Raw genomic sequence first — 18,096 nt, forward strand, 5'->3', positions numbered from 1 at the left:
GACTCGGGAAGATCGGCAGCGTACGGTGGAGGCTGATTTCCCGGCAGTCCGACCAAAGGCGGCGCCGGGCCGGTGACCCCAGGTTCCTGGTCCGGCGGGCTCCAGGGTCGTGGAGAGGTGCGATGGCCTTTTCTGACGACAGGCGGTCAGGCGACAGGGGCCGGCATCGGCGGGGGAGCCGTTGGTGGCGGCGCGGTTCCTACCTCTCGTCCCGCCGCTCCGACGCGCCGCGCGAGTCGTTCTGGGCCGGCGACCGGCCCGAGCGCGACGACGATTCGGGCGCGTTGTGGGGCCTGTTCGGCGGACGGCAGGACAGAAACCGGTCGGGCACGCGGCGGGAGCAGTCCCGCCCCGCCGTCGAGCGGAAGGCCGCGCAGGAACGGCCGGAGGAGCGGGCCGGCGAACAGCAGAGGCGCTCATGGCCCCCGGGAACGCAGGGACGGCCCGTGGGCGGAGACACGCGGGACAGAGGGACGAGCGAGCGCCGCGACGCGCCCCGGCAGGCGGAGAAGGGCTCGCGGTACGCCGCCTCCGTCGTCGACCGGCCGCAGTACACCTGGCAGGACTTCGAGCGGGTCGACGAACGTCCGAGAGCGCAGCCCAACAGGCCCGACGCGCCCGCCAGGGGCGACGGCCTGGCCCACTGCGGGTGGCTGGAGGGCATCCTGCACCGCCAGTGGGACGCGCGACAGGGGCCGCCGTCGGCCGACGCGGTGCGGGCGGTCGAGAGCCTGGCCAGGTTGCCCGAGCGGCTCAAGGAGCTGCTCGCCGACGGTCTCGAGGGCATCTACGTCGGCGAGGGCGGCGTGCCCGACCTCGACGACATGGGCTACCTGCGCGGCGCGCCGCTGCCCTCGGGGCGGGCGTCGTGGGACATCTGCGCGGGCGCGTACGGCGACCGCAAGATCGTCGTTGGCGACCGCCCCTCGCCCACGCCCGACGTGATGATGCACGAGGTCGGCCATGCCATCGATGACGTCGACTCCCCTCATGGGGATTGGGTGTCGGACTCGCCGGAGTTCGTGGCACTCTACGAGCAGGCCCAACCCCTGCTGGCCTCCTCCTTCCACCGGCAGGGCGGCGGGCTGGGGCGCAAGGAGTTCTTCGCGGACGCCTTCGCGGCGATCGCCTCGCGCCAGCGGCCCGCCCTGGTCGACATGCTGGGCGGTGACACGCGGATGGCGCTCAATGTCATGTTGTTCTTCAACCGGCGCTACGGAATCTAGGTGATCAGCCATGTACGTGATCCGGCTCGCTGACGGGACTCTGCGCGTGCCGCAGAGCCTGACCAGCGAAGACGGGCGGCTCATCGGCAACGCGTACGTCGAGGTGGAGCCCGGCGATCCGGACTACGAGCGGTGGCTGCCCGAGGCGCTGACCGAGGAGGAGCTGGCCGAGCGGCGGCGGCGCTGGGAGGAGGAGAACGACGAGCTGGAACGCGCGTTCCTGGCCTTCAAGTCGCAGCAGGAGGAGACCTGAAGGGCATGACGGCTCGCCGGGCTGACCATGCGACGTGACGGCGGCCGGCCGGAGTCCGCTGGAGCGGCGTGGGAGGACAGGCCTCGGCCACGAACGGCGGGTGGGTCTGGGCGCGCCTGCCGTACACGCCGATCATCCGAACCGGTGACCCTGCGGGTTGTGACTAGCAGGATCACCGGCTGACGGAACGTCAGACGCGCGGGGACTCACCAGGCCGGTCGGCCGTAAGAACGTCCTCGCCACGCAGAAGGGCGTGTACTTCCGATTCGCGGAAGCGACGGTGCCCTCCGGGGGTACGGATGCTACTGATGCGGCCTGCCGCGGCCCAGCGCGTCACCGTCTTTGGGTCTACCCGGAAGAGGGCGGCTACCTCTCCCGGCGTCAGCAGACGCTCGCTGCTACTCTCCACCAATCTCTCCCCCTCGCATCCCGCTTCCTGCCAGCGGGCGGACAGGTACCCAGTGTGTCGAGCGAACCCTGATTTATCCGTGCTTTTCTACAAAGATCACGGGTTGTTATCAGCTGACTGCCCGATTGTTATATGATAGAGCCTCTTTGGGGCTCTCGTGGGTGTTTCTTTACGAAAGCGCCTGACTGGGAACAGTAGCAGCGCTCGCGCCCGGTGCGTAGAGCGACCGGCCCAGGGGGCCGAGTAACCTCGACGTGTGCATCCTGTACTCGTTTACACCGCGTCGCGGATCGGGCTGTTCCTCGTGACTCTGGGTGTGCTCTATCTGCTGAACCTCCGCCACCCGCTGGTGCTGATCGCGGTGGCGTTCGTGATCAGCGGGATAGCCAGCTACGTCCTGCTGTCCAAGCAGCGTGACGCCATGAGCGCACGCATCAGTGACAAGATCGACCGGCCGAAGCCGGAGGACGACTAGGGCAGGGGGAACATGCCAATCCGGGCATGGTACTCCCGTCCGAGTCGCGTTGTGTCACTACCAACGAGTAGTCCGCCGGGGTGGGCCAGAAATGCCTTGACTCCGATGCCACGCTCACGGCCGGGATTCCAGCCGAGCGCCTTTCCCGTGACGGGATGAATGGCGGCGATTCCCTCACGTGGCACCGCTCCGGGGCCCGCCGAGTCGCGGCCGCCTGGATTGTTCATCCAGCGCTGGTGTCCGCCCACGTACACGGCCGATCCCGTCACTGACACCGAGTAGAGCGAGTCGCCACCCGTGTGGTTGACCCAGGTGGGCCTGACCCGCTGGCCTCGCGCGTAGGTCTCGAACCTGGCCGCGGTGTCGCACAGCTTCCTCCTGCCGCCCGGCCCGCCCGTCGTGACGACGGCGAAGTAGCTCCCGTCGGGGGCGAAGTCGAGCCCTCGCACATAGGAGGGGAAGACGTCCATGCAGTCGGCGGCATAGGCGTCGGTGCGCCAGTCGGCCACCTTCGCGTTCACCGCGCTGATGTCGATCAGGCCGAGCTGCGGCCTGGACAGGCCGTTCAGCGTGGTGAAGCTGCCGTCGACGGCCAGGCGATCGCGGTTCACCGCCAGCGCGTGGACCCGCACCCTCGGCGTGCGCGGATGGCCGGGCGTGATCGCGAAGCTCGTGTCGGCCACGCCGGTCGTGGCGTTGAGCCTGGCCAGCGCGAGTCTCGGCCGGGTGAAGTCGCCGCCGACGTAGAGCTTCGACCCCTTTCTGGCCAGCGTGGAGACCGTGCCTCCGCTCACCCTGGGGTTGAAGCTCCGCACGACCGAGCCGTCGGACAGGCGCAGCCGTACGAGCCCGTTCCCGCCGACGTAGACGGTGTCGCCCGCGCCCTCGGCCAGCGCGTTGACCGGCTCGGACATCACGGGGGCGAAGTCGGGGAGGATCTCGCCCGTGCGCAGGTCGTAGGCGAAGAGATTGTCACGGTCCAGCGTCATGGATCGGCGCGCGTCGCTCACCTCGCTGAAGGAACCGCCGACGACGACGGTGTCGCCGACCAGGGCGATGGCGTTGACGATGCCGTCGAGGACGTGGGGCGTGTTGTCGACCGGATTGGCCGACACCACGCGCGCGTGCGCGATGGGGGAGACGGCGAGGAGCGCCGCGAGGGTGGTTCGGGCAAGCATTCGCCAAGTCTTAGCAGACAGTGAGTAATCGAGTGGCTACTTCAGGTTTATTGCCGCTAAAGCCCTAGGCTTGTCCCATGACCCGAGCTCAGTTGGACAAGCAGCCGCATGAGGTCGCCGCGATGTTCGATCGCACGGCCCGGCGATACGACCTCGTGAACGACGTCATCTCGCTCGGTCAGGTACGGCTGTGGCGCAAGGCCGTCGCCGACGCCGTCGACGCGGGGCCCGGCGAGATCGTCCTCGACCTCGGGGCGGGCACGGGCACCTCCACCGACGCCTTCACCGGCCTGGGCGCCCGCGCGATCGCCTCCGACTTCTCCATCGGCATGCTGAGCACGGGTGTCAGGCGCAGGGGGCGCAACGCGCTCACCGGCCCCGGCCTGCCGTTCATCGCCGGGGACGCGCTGAACCTGCCGTTCGCCGACGACGCCTTCGACGCCGTCACGATCTCGGTGGCGCTGCGCAACGTGCACGACACCGAGCAGGCGCTGCGCGAGATGCTCCGCGTCACCAAGCCGGGCGGCCGCCTGGTGATCCTCGAGTTCTCCCACGTGACGGTCAAGTCGTTCGACCTGATCTACCGCGAGTACCTGATGAAGCTGCTGCCCAAGGTGGCCAAGGTCTTCGGCTCGAACGACGACTCCTACGAGTACCTCGCCGAGTCCATCCGAGACTGGCACGACCAGCCGGCCCTGGCCCGGGTCATCCAGCGGGCCGGCTGGGAGCGGGTGGCGTGGCGCAACCTCAACCTGGGCATCGTCGCCCTGCACCGGGGCTACAAGCCCCAGGGGTCAGCTTCTCGGTCGTGAACAGTGAACGACCGAGCTCGCAGCTCCTCTCCGTCGATGGATTCGACGCCCGTGGTTCCTGACTGGCTCTGAAGAGTTCCAGAGGAGGAAGCTCCCCTTGCGCGATCCGCGCCCGGGGGTGACTCTGGTCATGTCTCACGGCTCCGATGTCCTGTCGTAGGTGCGCGGGTGCTGCGGGACCTTACGGGCGGATGGGCGGCGACCATCCGCCCGCGTCGTCTGCGTGGACATCCGGCTCGATGCTCGTGGGAGGTGCGCGCGTCTTCATCGGATTCACCGCCTTTTTCGCGGCGTAGGGGATTAAGATGAGGTTTTCCCTCCGGGAAGTGTCATGCAATTCCCGCTGGGATTATTGAAGAGATGCCCGCCTTTGTAGGGGTTCAATCCCTATGGGCGGTGGGTAGTACTTCGACACGCTTGTGAGGAGAGCTGAGTGGCGCGGGAGCCGAGCCCCACCGTCAGCCGACGCCGACTCGCCGCAGAGCTGCGTCGACTCCGCGAGGATGCCCAGGTAACGGGAACCCAGGTCGCCCAGGTACTGGACGGGTCGTCCTCCAAGGTCTCCCGCATGGAAAAAGCCCAGGTGATCGCCCACAAGGACGACGTCGCCCTGCTGGCCGACTTCTACCATGTGCCGCCGGTCGTCCGTGAGGCGCTCCTCACCCTGGCGGAGGAGGCGGGCGAGAAGGGCTGGTGGGAGGCGTACGGAGACTCTCTCGCCGAGTCGTACATGAGTTACATCGGCCTCGAGGCCGGCGCCGAGTCGATGCTCACCTGGCAGAACGTCACCGTTCCCGGCCTGCTGCAGACGGCCGACTACGCGCGGAGCGTCAACGGCTCCGGGCATCCGCTCAGCGCCATTCCACCCGCCGAGGCCGAGCGGGCGGTACGCGTCAGGCTGCGCAGGCAGCAGCTGCTGGAAGGGCCCTCACCCCTGGTGGTGGACGCCCTGCTCGACGAGTCGGTGCTGCACCGCCGCTTCGGCCCTCCCGAGGTGATGCGCGAGCAGCTTCAGCACATACTCAAGATGGCGCAGCTGCCCAACGTCTCCGTCCGCATCGTGCCGCTCGACGCGCCGCACGGGCCGTCGACCCATGCGTTCGTGCTGCTGAAGTTCCCGCCCCGGGCGGGGCTGGACAGCATCCACGAGGACCTCGTGTACTTCGAGCACGCCACTGGTGCCGTGTTTGAGGAGCGATATACCGAGACGTACCGAGTTGAGCAGTTATTTCGTCAGATGTCCGCTGAGGCGTTGACCGAGGAGGATTCACTGAAGATGCTCGGAGAGCTCAGTCGGTGAATCCCGCGCCCGCTGTCGGGGTATGCACCTCTTTGCCCCCGACAGTGAGGATGTGCCATGGAGTCAGCGACCTCGGAGGAGATCGTATGGCGCAAGAGCAGCTTCAGCGGACCGACAGGCGAGTGCGTGGAGGTCGCCCGCATCCCTGGGGGAGGCGCGCTGGTCAGAGACTCCAAGGCGCCCGATGAGGCGGTTTTGCGGTTCAGCGAAGGTGAATGGCGAGCTTTCGTGGCCGGGATGCTGAACGGGGAGTTCCACTGACAACACCCGGAAAAGTGATATTTCACTATCCTCCGGTCACGATTCCGTAAAGCCCCTGCGGGGTGCCTCCGCGGTCGATTTAATCGCGCGCAGGGTGGTCATACACGCGCGCTCCGGCAGGGCAAGATATCGGAGCGCCACTAGACATGGGGTGAATCGGCCAGTGGACGCTGTTGTTGCTGGGGCTGCTGTCGGCAGCTGGCGCAAGAGTAGTTACAGCAACATCAGCGGCGAGTGTGTGGAGGTCGCTCCCGCCGCCGGTGGCGTGATGGTGCGCGACTCGAAGAACCCCGGTGGGGCGGTGCTGGCGTTCACCGGCGGAGAGTGGCGGGCCTTCCTCGCGGGGGTCCGCGACGCCGAGTTCGACCTCTGACTCCCGGCTCGATGTTCGTGTCAAGGCCCTCTGTCGGTGACAGGGGGCCTTCCCCATGTGCAAACCATGTACCCGCCTGCCCCCCGGTGCCGGAAAAGCGCTAGACTTCCAGCCGACAAAGTTTGTGAAGAGCTTCACAAAGGAACGAAGGCCCACACTCCGCGGCCAACAAGCGTGTAGGACAGGACAGGTCCGTGACCGTGCCAGCTGACAGCAGGCAAGCGCAGGAGCTCGCCGTGAGCGCGCGAGGAACCAGCCAACCAGCGGCGAGGCGGGCGCGACCATGAACGCCGTTGACGCCGACGTCATCGTCGTCGGCGCGGGTCCCGCCGGATCGGCGACGGCGTTCTATCTCGCCCAGTCCGGGCTCGACGTGCTGCTGCTCGAGAAGACCCGTTTCCCCCGCGAGAAGGTCTGCGGCGACGGTCTGACCCCGCGGGCGGTCAAGCAGCTCATGAACATGGGCGTCGACATCGACGCTCCCGGATGGGTCAGGAACAAGGGCCTGCGCGTCGTGGGCGGCGGCGGTCGCTACGACCTCGACTGGCCGCAGCTCGACAGCTTCCCCGACTTCGGCCTGGTGCGCACCAGGCAGGACTTCGACCAGGTCGTCGCGGCCACCGCGGTGAAGGCCGGCGTCCGCCTGATGGAGGGCGTCAACGTCACCGGCCCGATCCTGGACGACCGCAGCGGGCACATCGTCGGTGTCACGACCAAGGACGGCGCCTCGTACCGCTGCCGCGTGGTGGTGGCCGCCGACGGCAACTCCACCAGGCTCGCGCTGGCGATGGGGCTGCACAAGCGGGAAGACCGTCCGATGGGCGTCGCCGTACGGACGTACTTCGAGTCCCCGCGCCACGATGACGACTACCTGGAGATCTGGCTGGAGCTCTGGGACGAGGAGACGTTGCTGCCCGGGTACGGGTGGGTGTTCGGCGTCGGCGACGGCACCTCCAACGTCGGCCTCGGGCTGCTCAACACCAGCGACGCGTTCAAGAACATCGACTACCGCGACCTGCTGAAGCGGTGGACGCGCAACATGCCCGCCGAGTGGGGCTTCACCGAGGCGAACATGACGGCCCCGATCAGGGGCGCGGCGCTGCCGATGGCGTTCAACCGGCAGCCGCACTACACCCGCGGCCTCGTACTCGTGGGCGACTCGGGCGGCGCGATCAACCCGTTCAACGGTGAAGGCATCGCCTACGCGATGGAGACGGGCGAGGTGGCGGCCGAGGTGATCGCCAAGGCGCTGCGCGGCACCACGGCGGCCCAGCAGGAGCGGATCCTGCGGAGCTACCCGCAGGTGCTCAAGGACGCCTACGGCGGATATTTCACGCTAGGCAGGTGGTTCGTCGAAGCTATTGGGAAGCCTGGCGTGATGAGCTTCGGCACGCGGCATGGTCTGCACCACCCCAGCCTGATGCGCTTCGCCCTCAAACTCCTTGGTAATCTCACCGACCGGCGAGGCGATGCGTCAGACCGGATCATCAACGCTCTCGCGAAGGTCGCCCCACCAGCATGAACCGTTCATCCGCCCGGCACACATACAGTTCAGTCCGCGCGCCCGCGCGCGTGGAGATGGGAGAGGAGGCGTAGCGATGGATCTTTATGTGCCCATCCTGGTGCTCGCCATTGTCGCGGGGGGCTTCGCGCTCTTCTCGGTGGCGATCGCCCCGTTCACCGGTCCCAAGCGCTGGAACCGCGCGAAGCTCGACGCCTACGAGTGCGGTATCGAGCCGACCCCCCAGCCTGTCGGTGGCGGACGCTTCCCGCTGAAGTACATGATCACCGCGATGCTCTTCATCGTGTTCGACATCGAGATCATCTTCCTGTACCCGTGGGCCGTGTCGTTCGACATGCTCGGGGTCTTCGGGCTGGTCGAGATGGTGCTGTTCATCGTCACCGTGCTCGTGGCCTATGCCTACGTGTGGCGCCGCAAGGGTCTGGACTGGGACTAGAAAATGGGACTTGAAGAGAAACTCCCGAGCGGGTTCATCCTCAGCACGGTCGAGGCGGCCGCGGGGTGGGCCAGGAAGAACTCGGTGTGGCCGGCCACGTTCGGTCTCGCCTGTTGCGCGATCGAACTGATGGCGACCGGTGCATCGCACTACGACCTGGCGCGCTTCGGCATGGAGCGCGCTTCGGCGTCTCCTCGCCAGGCCGACCTGATGATCGTCGCGGGCCGCGTGTCGCAGAAGATGGCGCCGGTGCTCCGCCAGATCTACGACCAGATGGCCGAGCCCAAGTGGGTCATCGCCATGGGCGTGTGCGCCTCCAGCGGCGGCATGTTCAACAACTACGCCATCGTGCAGGGCGTCGACCACATCGTGCCCGTCGACATCTACCTGCCGGGGTGCCCCCCTCGGCCCGAGATGCTGATCGACTCGATCGTGAAGCTGCACGACAAGATCCAGAACATGAAGTTCGGCGCGCACCGCGCCAAGCAGATCGAGGAGCTCGAGCTGCAGGCGCTCCGCACGCTGCCCCTGATCGACCAGGAGGCCTCCAAGTGAGCGAGAACCTCCCCGAGGTGCCCAAGGCGCAGGTGCCCGAGGAGCCGGTGGCCCGCCAGGGCATGTTCGGCGCCACCGGCACCGGCGACACCTCCGGCTACTCCGGCCTCGTCGTACGGCGGGCGCCCCGCCTGTCGACCCCCCGCCCCTACGGCGGCTACTTCGACGAGCTCGTCGACAAACTGGAGACCTTCGACGACGACGCCATCGAGCGCGTGGTCGTCGACCGCGGCGAGCTGACCCTCCACGTGAAGCGCGAGAAGCTGGTGGAGGTCTGCCGGCGCCTGCGCGACGAGCCCGAGCTGCGCTTCGAGCTCAGCCTGGGCGTGAGCGGCGTCCACTACCCGCACCTGGCGGGCGAGGAGCTCCACGCGGTCATCCACCTGTGCTCCATCACGCACAACAGGCGGGTCCGCCTCGAGGTGAGCGCGCCCGACTCCGACCCGCACATCCCCTCGACGGTCGGCGTCTACCCGACGCACAACTGGCACGAGCGCGAGACGTACGACTTCTTCGGGATCATCTTCGACGGTCACCCCGCGCTGACCAGGATCATGATGCCGGACGACTGGGACGGTCACCCGCAGCGCAAGGACTACCCGCTCGGCGGCATCCCCGTCGAGTACCGCGGCGCCGAGATCCCCTCGCCGGACAACAGGAGGTCATACGCGTGAGCACCGGCTACGACGAGGCGACCGAGGGCAAGGTCTACTCGGTCAACGGCGCCGACTGGGACGACGTCGTCGGCGCGGTCCGCGACTCCGAGGACGAGCGCCTGGTCATCAACATGGGCCCGCAGCACCCGTCCACGCACGGCGTGCTCCGCCTGATCCTCACCCTCGACGGCGAGACGGTCACCGAGGCCCGTACCGGCATCGGCTACCTGCACACCGGCATCGAGAAGAACATGGAATACCGGACGTGGACCCAGGGGACCACGTTCGTCACCCGCATGGACTACCTCGCGCCGCTGTTCAACGAGACCGCGTACTGCATGGGCGTGGAGAAGCTGCTCGGCATCGAGGACCGCATCCCCGAGCGCGCGCAGGCCATCCGCGTGATGATGATGGAGCTCAACCGGATCTCCTCGCACCTGGTCGCGATGGGCACGTTCGGCATGGAGCTGGGCGCGACCACGCCGTTCCTCTTCGGCTACCGCGACCGTGAAATGGTCATGGACCTGTTCGAGTACATCACGGGTCTGCGGATGAACATGGCCTACGTCAGGCCGGGCGGCGTCAGCGTCGACCTGCCGGCGGGCACGGTCGACAAGGTCGGCGAGTTCCTGAAGGAGATGCCCAAGCGCATCAAGGACATCCGCAAGCTGCTCGACGAGAACCCGGTCTACACCCGCAGGACCAAGGATGTGGCCTACCTCGACCTGACCGGCTGCATGGCGCTCGGCATCACGGGCCCGATGCTGCGGGCCGCGGGCCTGCCGTGGGACCTGCGCAAGTCGCAGCCCTACTGCGGGTACGAGACCTACGAGTTCAACGTCGCCACCCAGCAGAGCTGCGACGTGTACGGCCGTTACCTCGTCCGCATGCAGGAGATGGAGGAGTCGCTCAAGATCATTGAGCAGGCTCTCGACCGCATCGCGGGACCGCTGAAGAACAAGCCGGTCATGATCGAGGACAAGAAGATCGGCTGGCCCGCGCAGCTGGCGCTGGGCCCTGACGGCTTCGGCAACTCGCCCGACCACATCGCGCACATCATGGGCAGCTCCATGGAAGCGCTGATCCACCACTTCAAGCTGGTCACCGAGGGCTTCAGGGTCCCGGCGGGCCAGGCCTACGCGGCGGTGGAGTCGCCCCGCGGCGAGCTCGGCGCGCACGTGGTCAGCGACGGCGGCACCCGCCCGTACCGCGTGCACTTCCGCGAGCCGTCCTTCACGAACCTGCAGGCCGTACCGGCAACCTGCGAGGGTGGCCAGGTCGCCGACGTCATCGCGGCTGTGGCATCCATTGACCCGGTCATGGGAGGTGTTGACCGGTGAGTTACTCGCCGGAAGTCCGGGAGCGTCTCGAGAGGGACGCCAAGGAGATCATCGGGCGCTACCCGAAGACGCGCTCGGCGCTGCTGCCGCTGCTGCACCTGGTGCAGTCGGAGGACGGTTACGTCTCCGACGCGGGCCAGGAGTTCTGCGCGGAGATGCTCGGCCTGAGCAAGGCCGAGGTCGTGGGCGTCTCGACGTTCTACACGATGTACAAGCGCAAGCCGATGGGCGACTACCACGTCGGCGTCTGCATCAACTCGCTGTGCGCCGTCATGGGCGGCGACCAGATCTGGGAAGAGCTGTCGGAGCACGTCGGCGTCGGCCACGACGAGACGACCACCGACGGCAAGGTGTCGCTCGAGCGGCTGGAGTGCAACGCCGCCTGCGACTTCGCCCCCGTGATGATGGTCAACTGGGAGTTCTTCGACAACCAGACGCCCGAGTCGGCCAAGCAGCTCGTCGACGACCTGCGCGACGGCAAGAGCATCTCGCCGACCCGCGGACCGAAGAAGCTCTGCACCTTCAAGGAGGCCTCCCGGGTGCTCTCGGGCCTGCCCGACGATCTGGCCGGCGACGGCCCGTCGGCGGCGGGTCCCTCGCTCGAGGGCCTGAAGGTCGCCAAGGCCAACGGATGGAAGGCCCCCGAGGCATGAGCACCACACTCACCCCGGTCCTGACGGCCAACTGGGACCAGGCCAACTCCTTCACCATCGAGGGCTACGGGCCCTACGACGCGGCGAAGAAGGCGCTCGGCATGGACCCCGACGCGGTCATCCAGGCCGTCAAGGACTCCGGTCTGCGCGGCCGCGGCGGCGCGGGCTTCCCCACCGGCATGAAGTGGGGCTTCATCCCGCAGGGCGACGGCAAGCCGCACTACCTCGTCGTCAACGCCGACGAGTCGGAGCCCGGCACCTGCAAGGACATCCCCCTGATGATGGCCAACCCGCACTCGCTGGTCGAGGGCATCATCATCACCTCCTACGCCATCCGCGCCAACCACGCGTTCATCTACGTGCGCGGCGAGGTGCTGCACGTCATCCGCCGCCTGCACGCGGCCGTGCGTGAGGCGTACGAGAAGGGCTACCTCGGCAAGGACATCTTCGGCTCCGGTTACGACCTGGAGCTGGTCGTCCACAGCGGCGCGGGCGCCTACATCTGCGGCGAGGAGACGGCGCTGCTCGACTCGCTGGAGGGTTTCCGGGGTCAACCGCGTCTCAAGCCTCCGTTCCCAGCCGTGGCGGGCCTGTACGCGTCGCCCACTGTGGTGAACAACGTGGAGTCCGTGGCCAGTGTTCCCTCGATCATCGCCAACGGGGCCGACTGGTTCGCCTCGATGGGGACCGAGAAGTCCAAGGGCTTCGGCATCTTCTCGCTGAGCGGCCACGTCACCCGTCCGGGCCAGTACGAGGCCCCGCTCGGCATCACGCTGCGCGAGCTGCTGGACATGGCCGGCGGCATCCGCGAGGGCCACCAGATCAAGTTCTGGACCCCCGGCGGCTCCTCCACGCCGATCTTCACCGACGAGCACCTCGACGTCCCCCTCGACTTCGAGGCGGTCGGCGCCAAGGGCTCGATGCTCGGCACCCGCGCGCTGCAGATCTTCGACGAGACCACCTGCGTGGTCCGCACGGTGCTGCGCTGGACCGAGTTCTACGCCCACGAGTCGTGCGGCAAGTGCACGCCGTGCCGTGAGGGCACGTACTGGCTCAAGCAGGTGCTCAAGCGCCTCGAGGCGGGCCAGGGCACCGAGGACGACCTGGCGCTGATCACCGACATCGCCGACAACATCCTGGGCCGCTCCTTCTGCGCTCTGGGCGACGGTGCCACCAGCCCGATCCACTCGTCGGTGAAGTACTTCCGCGACGAGTACCTCAAGCACTTCGAGGTCGGCGGCTGCCCGTTCGACCGCAAGAAGTCCACCGTGTGGGGTGACAAGTGACAACGACAGCCGTAGAGACCACAGTCGTCACCCTCACGATTGACGGCTTCCAGGTCAGCGTGCCCAAGGGCACGCTGATCATCAGGGCGGCCGAGCTCCTGGGCATCCAGATCCCCAGGTTCTGCGACCACCCGCTGCTCGACCCGGCGGCCAACTGCCGCCAGTGCCTGGTCGACATCCCCGACGCGGGCAACGGCCGCGGCTTCCCCAAGCCGCAGCCCTCCTGCGCGATCGAGGTCGCCGAGGGCATGGTCGTGCAGACCCAGCTCACCTCGCCGGTCGCCGAGAAGGCGCAGCGCAGCGCGATGGAGCTGCTGCTCATGAACCACCCGCTGGACTGCCCGGTCTGCGACAAGGGCGGCGAGTGCCCCCTGCAGAACCAGGCGATGTCCAACGGACAGGGTGAGTCGCGCTTCCACGAGCACAAGCGCACCTTCCCCAAGCCGCTGCCGCTGTCGGCGCAGGTCCTGCTCGACCGCGAGCGCTGCGTGCAGTGCGCGCGGTGCATCCGCTTCTCCGACGAGATCGCGGGCGACCCGCTCATCGACTTCTTCGAGCGCGGGGCCAAGGAGCAGGTGGGCATCGCCGACGGCAAGCCGTTCGACTCCTACTTCTCCGGCAACACGATCCAGATCTGCCCGGTCGGCGCGCTGACCAGCGGTGCCTACCGCTTCCGCGCCCGCCCGTTCGACCTGGTCTCCACCCCGAGCGCCTGCGAGCACTGCGCGTCCGGCTGCGCCCTGCGCACCGACCACCGCCGCGGCAAGGTCACCCGCCGTCTGGCCGGCATGGACATGCAGGTCAACGAGGAGTGGAACTGCGACAAGGGCCGCTTCGCCTTCACCTACGCGACGCAGCCCGACCGGCTCAAGACGCCGCTGGTCCGCAACGAGGAGGGCCTGCTGGTCCCCGCGTCGTGGCCCGAGGCGCTCGCGGCCGCGGCCGCCGGCCTGGCCAAGGCGCGCGGCAAGGCCGGAGTCCTGGTCGGCGGCAGGGTGACCGTCGAGGACGCCTACGCCTACGCCAAGTTCGCCCGCGTCGCGCTCGGCACCAACGACGTCGACTTCCGCGCCAGGCCGCACTCGGCCGAGGAGGCCCAGTTCCTGGCGCACGCGGTCGCCGGCAAGGGCATCGAGATCTCCTACGCCGACCTGGAGCAGGCGCCCGCCGTCCTGCTGGTCGGGTTCGAGCCGGACGAGGAGTCGCCCATCGTCTTCCTGCGCCTGCGCAAGGCGTGGCGGAAGAAGGGCCTCAAGGTCACCTCGATCGCCCCGTTCGCCGGCGAGGGCCTGGCCAAGATGGGCGGCACGCTCATCAGGACCGTGCCCGGCGGCGAGGCCGACGCTCTCGACGAGCTCGGCTCCGTGGCCGAGGGCACGATCATCCTGGCGGGCGAGCGGCTGGCCGCCGTCCCCGGCGCCCTGTCGGCGCTGGTACGGCTCAGCGCCGCCTCCGGCGCCAAGCTGGCCTGGATCCCGCGCAGGGCGGGTGAGCGCGGCGCCGTCGAGGCGGGCGCGCTTCCCAACCTGCTGCCGATCGGGCGCCCGGTCGACGACGAGTCCGCACGGGCCGAGGTGGCCCGCGCGTGGAACGTCGGCTCCCTGCCCGCCACCCCGGGCCGCGGCACCGACGCCATGCTGGCCGCCGCGCTGAACGAGGAGCTCGACGCGCTGCTCGTGGCCGGCGTCGACCCGTACGACCTCGCCGACCCCGAGGCGGCGCTGGCCGCGCTGGAGAACACGCCGTTCATCGTCAGCCTGGAGATCCGCGCCAGCGCGGTCACCGACCGGGCCGACGTCGTCCTGCCGGTCGCCGCCGTCGCGGAGAAGGCGGGCACGTTCGTGAACTGGGAGGGCAGGGGCCGCTCGTTCGAGCGGGCGCTGAAGGTCCCCGGTCTCATGAGCGACCTCGGCGTGATCGCCGCCATCGCCGACCACATGGACGTGCACCTCGGCCTGCCCGACGCCGCCGCGGCGCGCAAGGAGCTCAGCGGCCTCGGCGCCTGGCGCGGCTCCCGGGTCTCGGCGCCGAACGGCAGCGCCAGGCCCCAGGGCCGGCCCCAGCAGGGCGAGGCCGTCCTGGCCGCCTGGCACCAGCTCCTCGACGCGGGCAGGCTCCAGGACGGCGAGCCCTACCTCGCGGGCACCGCCCGCGCGGTCGAGGCGCTGCTGTCGGAGAGCACCGCCGCCGAGATCGGCGTGGTCGACGGTGGCAAGATCGTAATCGGTGAGACGGTGTCACTGCCCGTGCGCGTCGCCGACCTGCCCGACCGGGTGGTCTGGGTGCCGGCGAACTCCGCAGGCAGCTCGGTCACGCGCGACCTGCGCGCGGTGGCCGGCGACATCGTCAAGATCGGGAGTGCCTCATGAGCCTGCCAGTCCTCGCGGTCGATCCGACCCTTGCCGACTTCGGCAAGGACCCGCTCTGGATCACCATCATCAAGGCGGTCGGCGTCTTCGCCTTCCTGATGCTCGGCATCCTGTTCGGCGTCTGGTACGAGCGCAAGCTGATCTCCCGCATGCAGAACCGCTACGGTCCCAACAGGGCGGGCAAGTTCGGCCTGCTCCAGTCGGTGGCCGACGGCATCAAGATGGGCCTCAAGGAAGACCTCTTCCCCAACACCGTCGACAAGGCGCTCTACCTGCTGGCCCCGGTCATCATGGTGATCCCGGCCTTCCTGGCCTTCTCGATCACGCCGTTCGGGCCGATGGTCAACATGTTCGGCGTGCAGACGCCGCTGCAGCTGGTCGACCTGCCGGTCGCGGTGCTGTTCATGCTGGCGATGGGCGCGGTCTCGGTCTACGGCGTGATTCTCGCCGGGTGGTCGTCCCGCTCGCCGTACGCGCTGCTGGGCGGTCTGCGGTCGGCTGCCCAGGTGGTCTCCTACGAGATCGCGATGAGCCTGTCGTTCGTGGCGGTGTTCCTGTTCGCGGGCACGCTGTCCACCTCGGAGATCGTCTCCGCGCAGGCCGCGGGAGGCGCGCTGGAGATCGGCGCGCTGAGCATCCCGATGCCCTCCTGGTACGTGATCCTGCTGCTGCCGTCGTTCCTGATCTACGTGGTCTGCGCCTTCGGCGAGGCCGCCCGCATCCCGTTCGACCTGCCCGAGGGCGAGGGCGAGCTGGTCGGCGGCTTCCAGACCGAGTACTCCTCGTCGCTGAAGTTCGCGCTGATCATGATGGGCGAGTACCTGCACACCTTCACCGCCTCGGCGATGGCGGTCACGCTGTTCCTCGGTGGCTGGCGGGCTCCGTGGCCGATCTCCCTGTGGGACGGCGCGAACACCGGGTACTGGCCGGTGCTGTGGTTCCTCGTCAAGTTCGTGCTGGTCTTCTCCGCCGTGATCTGGACCCGTGCCTCGCTGCCGCGGGTGCGTTACGACCAGCTGATGGCACTGGGCTGGAAGGTGCTGATCCCGCTGAACCTGGCGTGGATCATGCTGGTCGCCGTCGTCAAGCTGATGCGGACCGGCGACGGCAGCATCGACAAGACGCCGGTGATGGTCGTCGGAGCCATCGTCATCGTCGGAGCCTTTGCCGTCTGGTGGCGCTTCGACACCGTGAACCAGCGCCGCAAGGACGCGGAGAAGGCCAGGGTCGCAGCCGAGTTCGAACAGCTCGCCAACGAGCCGACGGCCGGCGGCTTCCCTGTACCGCCGCTTGACCTGCCGCACTACCACGGGGCGGAGCGCAAGGAGGTTCCCAGTGGGACTAACTGATTTTCTGAACCCCGTGAAGGGGTTCGGCGTGACCTTTCACACGATGTTCAAGAAGCCGGTCACGACGAACTATCCGGAGGAGAAGAAGCCGACGGCTCCTCGCTTCCACGGTCGTCACCAGCTGAACAGGTGGCCGGACGGCCTGGAGAAGTGCGTCGGCTGCGAGCTGTGCGCCTGGGCGTGTCCCGCTGACGCGATCTTCGTGGAGGGCGCGGACAACACCGAGGACGAGCGCTTCTCGCCCGGCGAGCGCTACGGGCGCATCTACCAGATCAACTATCTGCGGTGCATCCTGTGCGGCCTGTGCATCGAGGCCTGCCCGACCAGGGCGCTCACCATGACCAACGAGTACGAGCTCGCCGACTCCAGCCGCGAGAGCCTCATCTACACCAAGGAGATGCTGCTCGCGCCGCTCACCCAGGGCATGGAGCAGCCTCCGCACCCCATGCGGCTCGGCGAGACCGAAGAGGACTACTACCGCTTGGGGCGCGATAATGGGTGAGACCATTACGTTCTGGGTGCTCGCCGTCGTCTCCGTCGGCGCGGCGCTCGGGATGATCTTCAGCCGCAAGGCGGTCTACTCGGCCCTCTTCCTCGGCGGCGTCATGCTGTGCCTCGCGGCGCTCTACGCCGTGCAGGAGGCGCCCTTCCTCGCCGCGGTGCAGATCATCGTCTACACCGGCGCGATCATGATGCTCTTCCTGTTCGTGCTCATGCTGGTGGGCGTCGACTCGGCCGACTCCCTGGTCGAGACCCTCAGGGGTCAGCGCGTCTGGGCGTCGATCGCCGGCGTCGGCTTCGCCGTCCTGCTGATCCTGGCCGTCGGCAACGCGCTGTTCGTGCCGGAGCCCGCGGGGCTGGCCGCCGCCACCGAGCAGGCGGGCGGCAACGTGCAGGCGCTGGCCAGGCTGGTGTTCACCCGCCACGTGTTCGCCTTCGAGGTCACCTCCGCGCTGCTGATCACCGCCGCGCTCGGCGCGATGGTGCTGGCGCACCGCGAGCGGACCACCCCGAAGGCCACGCAGAAGGACCTGGCTCGCGCCCGCTTCGTCGACGGCGACCCCTCGCCGCTGCCGGCGCCGGGCACCTACGCCAGGAACAACGCCATCGACATGCCCGCGCTGCTGCCCGACGGCTCGGTCTCCGAGCTGTCGGTCAACCGCCACATCGCGCGCTACGACGTCGAGCAGGGCCTCCTGCCCGATGACCCCAAGCTCGCCGAGGCGCTCAAGCACGCGGTCGAGGAGGAGCCCGTGACCGAGCGGAGCCACAGGCACGAGCAGGCTTCGTCGCAGGAAACCGAGTCGCAGGCCGAGGTGACCAAGTGACCACCGAGTACCTGGTCCTCTCGGCGCTGCTCTTCGCGATCGGCGCGCTCGGCGTGCTGATCAGGCGCAACGCGATCGTGGTCTTCATGTGCGTCGAGCTCATGCTCAACGCCTGCAACCTCGCGTTCGTCACCTTCGCCAGGATGCACGGCAACCTCGACGGTCAGATCATCGCGTTCTTCGTGATGGTCGTGGCCGCCGCGGAAGTCGTGGTCGGTCTGGCCATCATCGTGACGATCTTCCGAACCCGCAGGTCGGCATCCGTGGACGATGCCAACCTGCTGAAGTACTAAGAGGTGACAGTGGAACCGGCTG

General features: G+C 68.2%; 21 protein-coding genes. 19 read left to right on the forward strand and 2 right to left on the reverse strand.

Annotation, left to right across the window (positions count from 1 at the left end; translation table 11 throughout):
• The first annotated feature begins 122 nt into the window (after positions 1–122).
• Together H4W81_RS38020 and H4W81_RS38025 are read left to right on the forward strand one after the other, a co-directional pair.
• A complete protein-coding gene (locus tag H4W81_RS38020) occupies positions 123–1,226 on the forward strand; it encodes a hypothetical protein (RefSeq protein ID WP_192779221.1) in 1,104 nt (367 codons plus the stop codon).
• 10 nt (positions 1,227–1,236) lie between these two features.
• Complete coding sequence (locus H4W81_RS38025; RefSeq protein WP_183652078.1) at positions 1,237–1,479, forward strand: hypothetical protein; 243 nt, start codon at positions 1,237–1,239, stop codon at positions 1,477–1,479.
• A gap of 190 nt (positions 1,480–1,669) precedes the next feature.
• On the opposite strand, the gene H4W81_RS38030 is transcribed toward H4W81_RS38025, so the two are convergent.
• A complete protein-coding gene (locus tag H4W81_RS38030; protein ID WP_183652076.1) occupies positions 1,670–1,888 on the reverse strand; it encodes a BldC family transcriptional regulator in 219 nt (72 codons plus the stop codon).
• A 256-nt stretch (positions 1,889–2,144) separates the two neighbouring features.
• Between H4W81_RS38030 and H4W81_RS38035 the strand changes: the two genes are divergently transcribed.
• Positions 2,145–2,363, forward strand: coding sequence for a DUF4229 domain-containing protein (locus H4W81_RS38035; protein WP_192779222.1), 219 nt, complete (start codon positions 2,145–2,147; stop codon positions 2,361–2,363).
• Here the strand turns inward: H4W81_RS38035 and H4W81_RS38040 are convergent.
• Positions 2,360–3,541, reverse strand: coding sequence for a hypothetical protein (locus H4W81_RS38040; RefSeq protein ID WP_192779223.1), 1,182 nt, complete (start codon positions 3,539–3,541; stop codon positions 2,360–2,362). The two genes, H4W81_RS38035 and H4W81_RS38040, sit on opposite strands and share 4 nt — an antisense overlap.
• 77 nt (positions 3,542–3,618) lie before the next feature.
• On the opposite strand from H4W81_RS38040, the gene H4W81_RS38045 reads away from it, so the two are divergent.
• From H4W81_RS38045 to nuoK, 16 genes are all read left to right on the forward strand, one after another.
• Positions 3,619–4,353 (forward strand): demethylmenaquinone methyltransferase, encoded by a 735-nt coding sequence (locus H4W81_RS38045; protein ID WP_192779224.1) that lies wholly within the window; start codon positions 3,619–3,621, stop codon positions 4,351–4,353.
• 433 nt (positions 4,354–4,786) lie between these two features.
• On the forward strand, positions 4,787–5,653 hold the full coding sequence (locus tag H4W81_RS38050) for a DUF5753 domain-containing protein (protein ID WP_192779225.1): 867 nt from the start codon (positions 4,787–4,789) through the stop codon (positions 5,651–5,653).
• A 57-nt stretch (positions 5,654–5,710) separates the two neighbouring features.
• Positions 5,711–5,914 carry a DUF397 domain-containing protein gene (locus H4W81_RS38055; RefSeq protein WP_192779226.1) on the forward strand — a complete coding sequence of 68 codons (204 nt, stop codon included), beginning with the start codon at positions 5,711–5,713 and terminating at the stop codon, positions 5,912–5,914.
• A gap of 163 nt (positions 5,915–6,077) precedes the next feature.
• Complete coding sequence (locus tag H4W81_RS38060; RefSeq protein WP_192779227.1) at positions 6,078–6,287, forward strand: DUF397 domain-containing protein; 210 nt, start codon at positions 6,078–6,080, stop codon at positions 6,285–6,287.
• A gap of 283 nt (positions 6,288–6,570) precedes the next feature.
• Positions 6,571–7,809, forward strand: a complete 1,239-nt coding sequence (locus H4W81_RS38065) for a geranylgeranyl reductase family protein (RefSeq protein ID WP_192779228.1) — start codon at positions 6,571–6,573, stop codon at positions 7,807–7,809.
• 76 nt (positions 7,810–7,885) lie between these two features.
• Positions 7,886–8,245, forward strand: coding sequence for an NADH-quinone oxidoreductase subunit A (locus H4W81_RS38070; protein ID WP_183652058.1), 360 nt, complete (start codon positions 7,886–7,888; stop codon positions 8,243–8,245).
• A 3-nt stretch (positions 8,246–8,248) separates the two neighbouring features.
• Positions 8,249–8,800: a NuoB/complex I 20 kDa subunit family protein gene (locus H4W81_RS38075; RefSeq protein ID WP_183652055.1), complete on the forward strand. Its 552-nt coding sequence runs from the start codon at positions 8,249–8,251 to the stop codon at positions 8,798–8,800.
• Complete coding sequence (locus tag H4W81_RS38080) at positions 8,797–9,474, forward strand: NADH-quinone oxidoreductase subunit C (protein WP_192779229.1); 678 nt, start codon at positions 8,797–8,799, stop codon at positions 9,472–9,474. Before H4W81_RS38075 ends, H4W81_RS38080 begins: the two co-directional genes overlap by 4 nt.
• The gene (locus H4W81_RS38085; protein WP_192779230.1) at positions 9,471–10,796 is read left to right on the forward strand and encodes an NADH-quinone oxidoreductase subunit D; all 1,326 of its coding nucleotides are present in this window, start codon (positions 9,471–9,473) and stop codon (positions 10,794–10,796) included. The genes H4W81_RS38080 and H4W81_RS38085 overlap by 4 nt, the downstream gene beginning before the upstream one ends.
• Positions 10,793–11,449 carry an NADH-quinone oxidoreductase subunit NuoE gene (gene nuoE, locus H4W81_RS38090; RefSeq protein ID WP_192779231.1) on the forward strand — a complete coding sequence of 219 codons (657 nt, stop codon included), beginning with the start codon at positions 10,793–10,795 and terminating at the stop codon, positions 11,447–11,449. Before H4W81_RS38085 ends, nuoE begins: the two co-directional genes overlap by 4 nt.
• Complete coding sequence (gene nuoF, locus H4W81_RS38095) at positions 11,446–12,735, forward strand: NADH-quinone oxidoreductase subunit NuoF (RefSeq protein WP_192779232.1); 1,290 nt, start codon at positions 11,446–11,448, stop codon at positions 12,733–12,735. Before nuoE ends, nuoF begins: the two co-directional genes overlap by 4 nt.
• Positions 12,732–15,104, forward strand: coding sequence for an NADH-quinone oxidoreductase subunit G (locus H4W81_RS38100; protein WP_192779233.1), 2,373 nt, complete (start codon positions 12,732–12,734; stop codon positions 15,102–15,104). The genes nuoF and H4W81_RS38100 overlap by 4 nt, the downstream gene beginning before the upstream one ends.
• Entirely contained in the window at positions 15,101–16,453 is a 1,353-nt protein-coding gene (gene nuoH / locus H4W81_RS38105; RefSeq protein ID WP_192779234.1) for an NADH-quinone oxidoreductase subunit NuoH, read from the forward strand. The genes H4W81_RS38100 and nuoH overlap by 4 nt, the downstream gene beginning before the upstream one ends.
• A complete protein-coding gene (gene nuoI / locus H4W81_RS38110; RefSeq protein WP_192779235.1) occupies positions 16,440–16,955 on the forward strand; it encodes an NADH-quinone oxidoreductase subunit NuoI in 516 nt (171 codons plus the stop codon). The genes nuoH and nuoI overlap by 14 nt, the downstream gene beginning before the upstream one ends.
• Positions 16,948–17,781, forward strand: a complete 834-nt coding sequence (locus tag H4W81_RS38115) for an NADH-quinone oxidoreductase subunit J (RefSeq protein ID WP_192779236.1) — start codon at positions 16,948–16,950, stop codon at positions 17,779–17,781. The genes nuoI and H4W81_RS38115 overlap by 8 nt, the downstream gene beginning before the upstream one ends.
• The gene (gene nuoK / locus H4W81_RS38120) at positions 17,778–18,074 is read left to right on the forward strand and encodes an NADH-quinone oxidoreductase subunit NuoK (protein WP_192779237.1); all 297 of its coding nucleotides are present in this window, start codon (positions 17,778–17,780) and stop codon (positions 18,072–18,074) included. Before H4W81_RS38115 ends, nuoK begins: the two co-directional genes overlap by 4 nt.
• The last annotated feature ends 22 nt before the right edge of the window (positions 18,075–18,096 follow it).

Origin of the sequence: Nonomuraea africana, assembly GCF_014873535.1 — a bacterium.
Taxonomy (GTDB): domain Bacteria; phylum Actinomycetota; class Actinomycetes; order Streptosporangiales; family Streptosporangiaceae; genus Nonomuraea; species Nonomuraea africana.

Bases quoted from the DNA above. Each gene is read 5' to 3' on its own strand.
- H4W81_RS38115 (WP_192779236.1), top strand. From the start codon at position 16,948: ATGGGTGAGACCATTACGTTCTGGGTGCTCGCCGTCGTCTCCGTCGGC.
- H4W81_RS38020 (WP_192779221.1), top strand. From the start codon at position 123: ATGGCCTTTTCTGACGACAGGCGGTCAGGCGACAGGGGCCGGCATCGG.
- H4W81_RS38075 (WP_183652055.1), top strand. From the start codon at position 8,249: ATGGGACTTGAAGAGAAACTCCCGAGCGGGTTCATCCTCAGCACGGTC.
- H4W81_RS38025 (WP_183652078.1), top strand. From the start codon at position 1,237: ATGTACGTGATCCGGCTCGCTGACGGGACTCTGCGCGTGCCGCAGAGC.
- H4W81_RS38070 (WP_183652058.1), top strand. From the start codon at position 7,886: ATGGATCTTTATGTGCCCATCCTGGTGCTCGCCATTGTCGCGGGGGGC.
- H4W81_RS38065 (WP_192779228.1), top strand. From the start codon at position 6,571: ATGAACGCCGTTGACGCCGACGTCATCGTCGTCGGCGCGGGTCCCGCC.
- H4W81_RS38055 (WP_192779226.1), top strand. From the start codon at position 5,711: ATGGAGTCAGCGACCTCGGAGGAGATCGTATGGCGCAAGAGCAGCTTC.
- H4W81_RS38045 (WP_192779224.1), top strand. From the start codon at position 3,619: ATGACCCGAGCTCAGTTGGACAAGCAGCCGCATGAGGTCGCCGCGATG.
- nuoF (WP_192779232.1), top strand. From the start codon at position 11,446: ATGAGCACCACACTCACCCCGGTCCTGACGGCCAACTGGGACCAGGCC.
- H4W81_RS38040 (WP_192779223.1), bottom strand. From the start codon at position 3,541: ATGCTTGCCCGAACCACCCTCGCGGCGCTCCTCGCCGTCTCCCCCATC.
- nuoH (WP_192779234.1), top strand. From the start codon at position 15,101: ATGAGCCTGCCAGTCCTCGCGGTCGATCCGACCCTTGCCGACTTCGGC.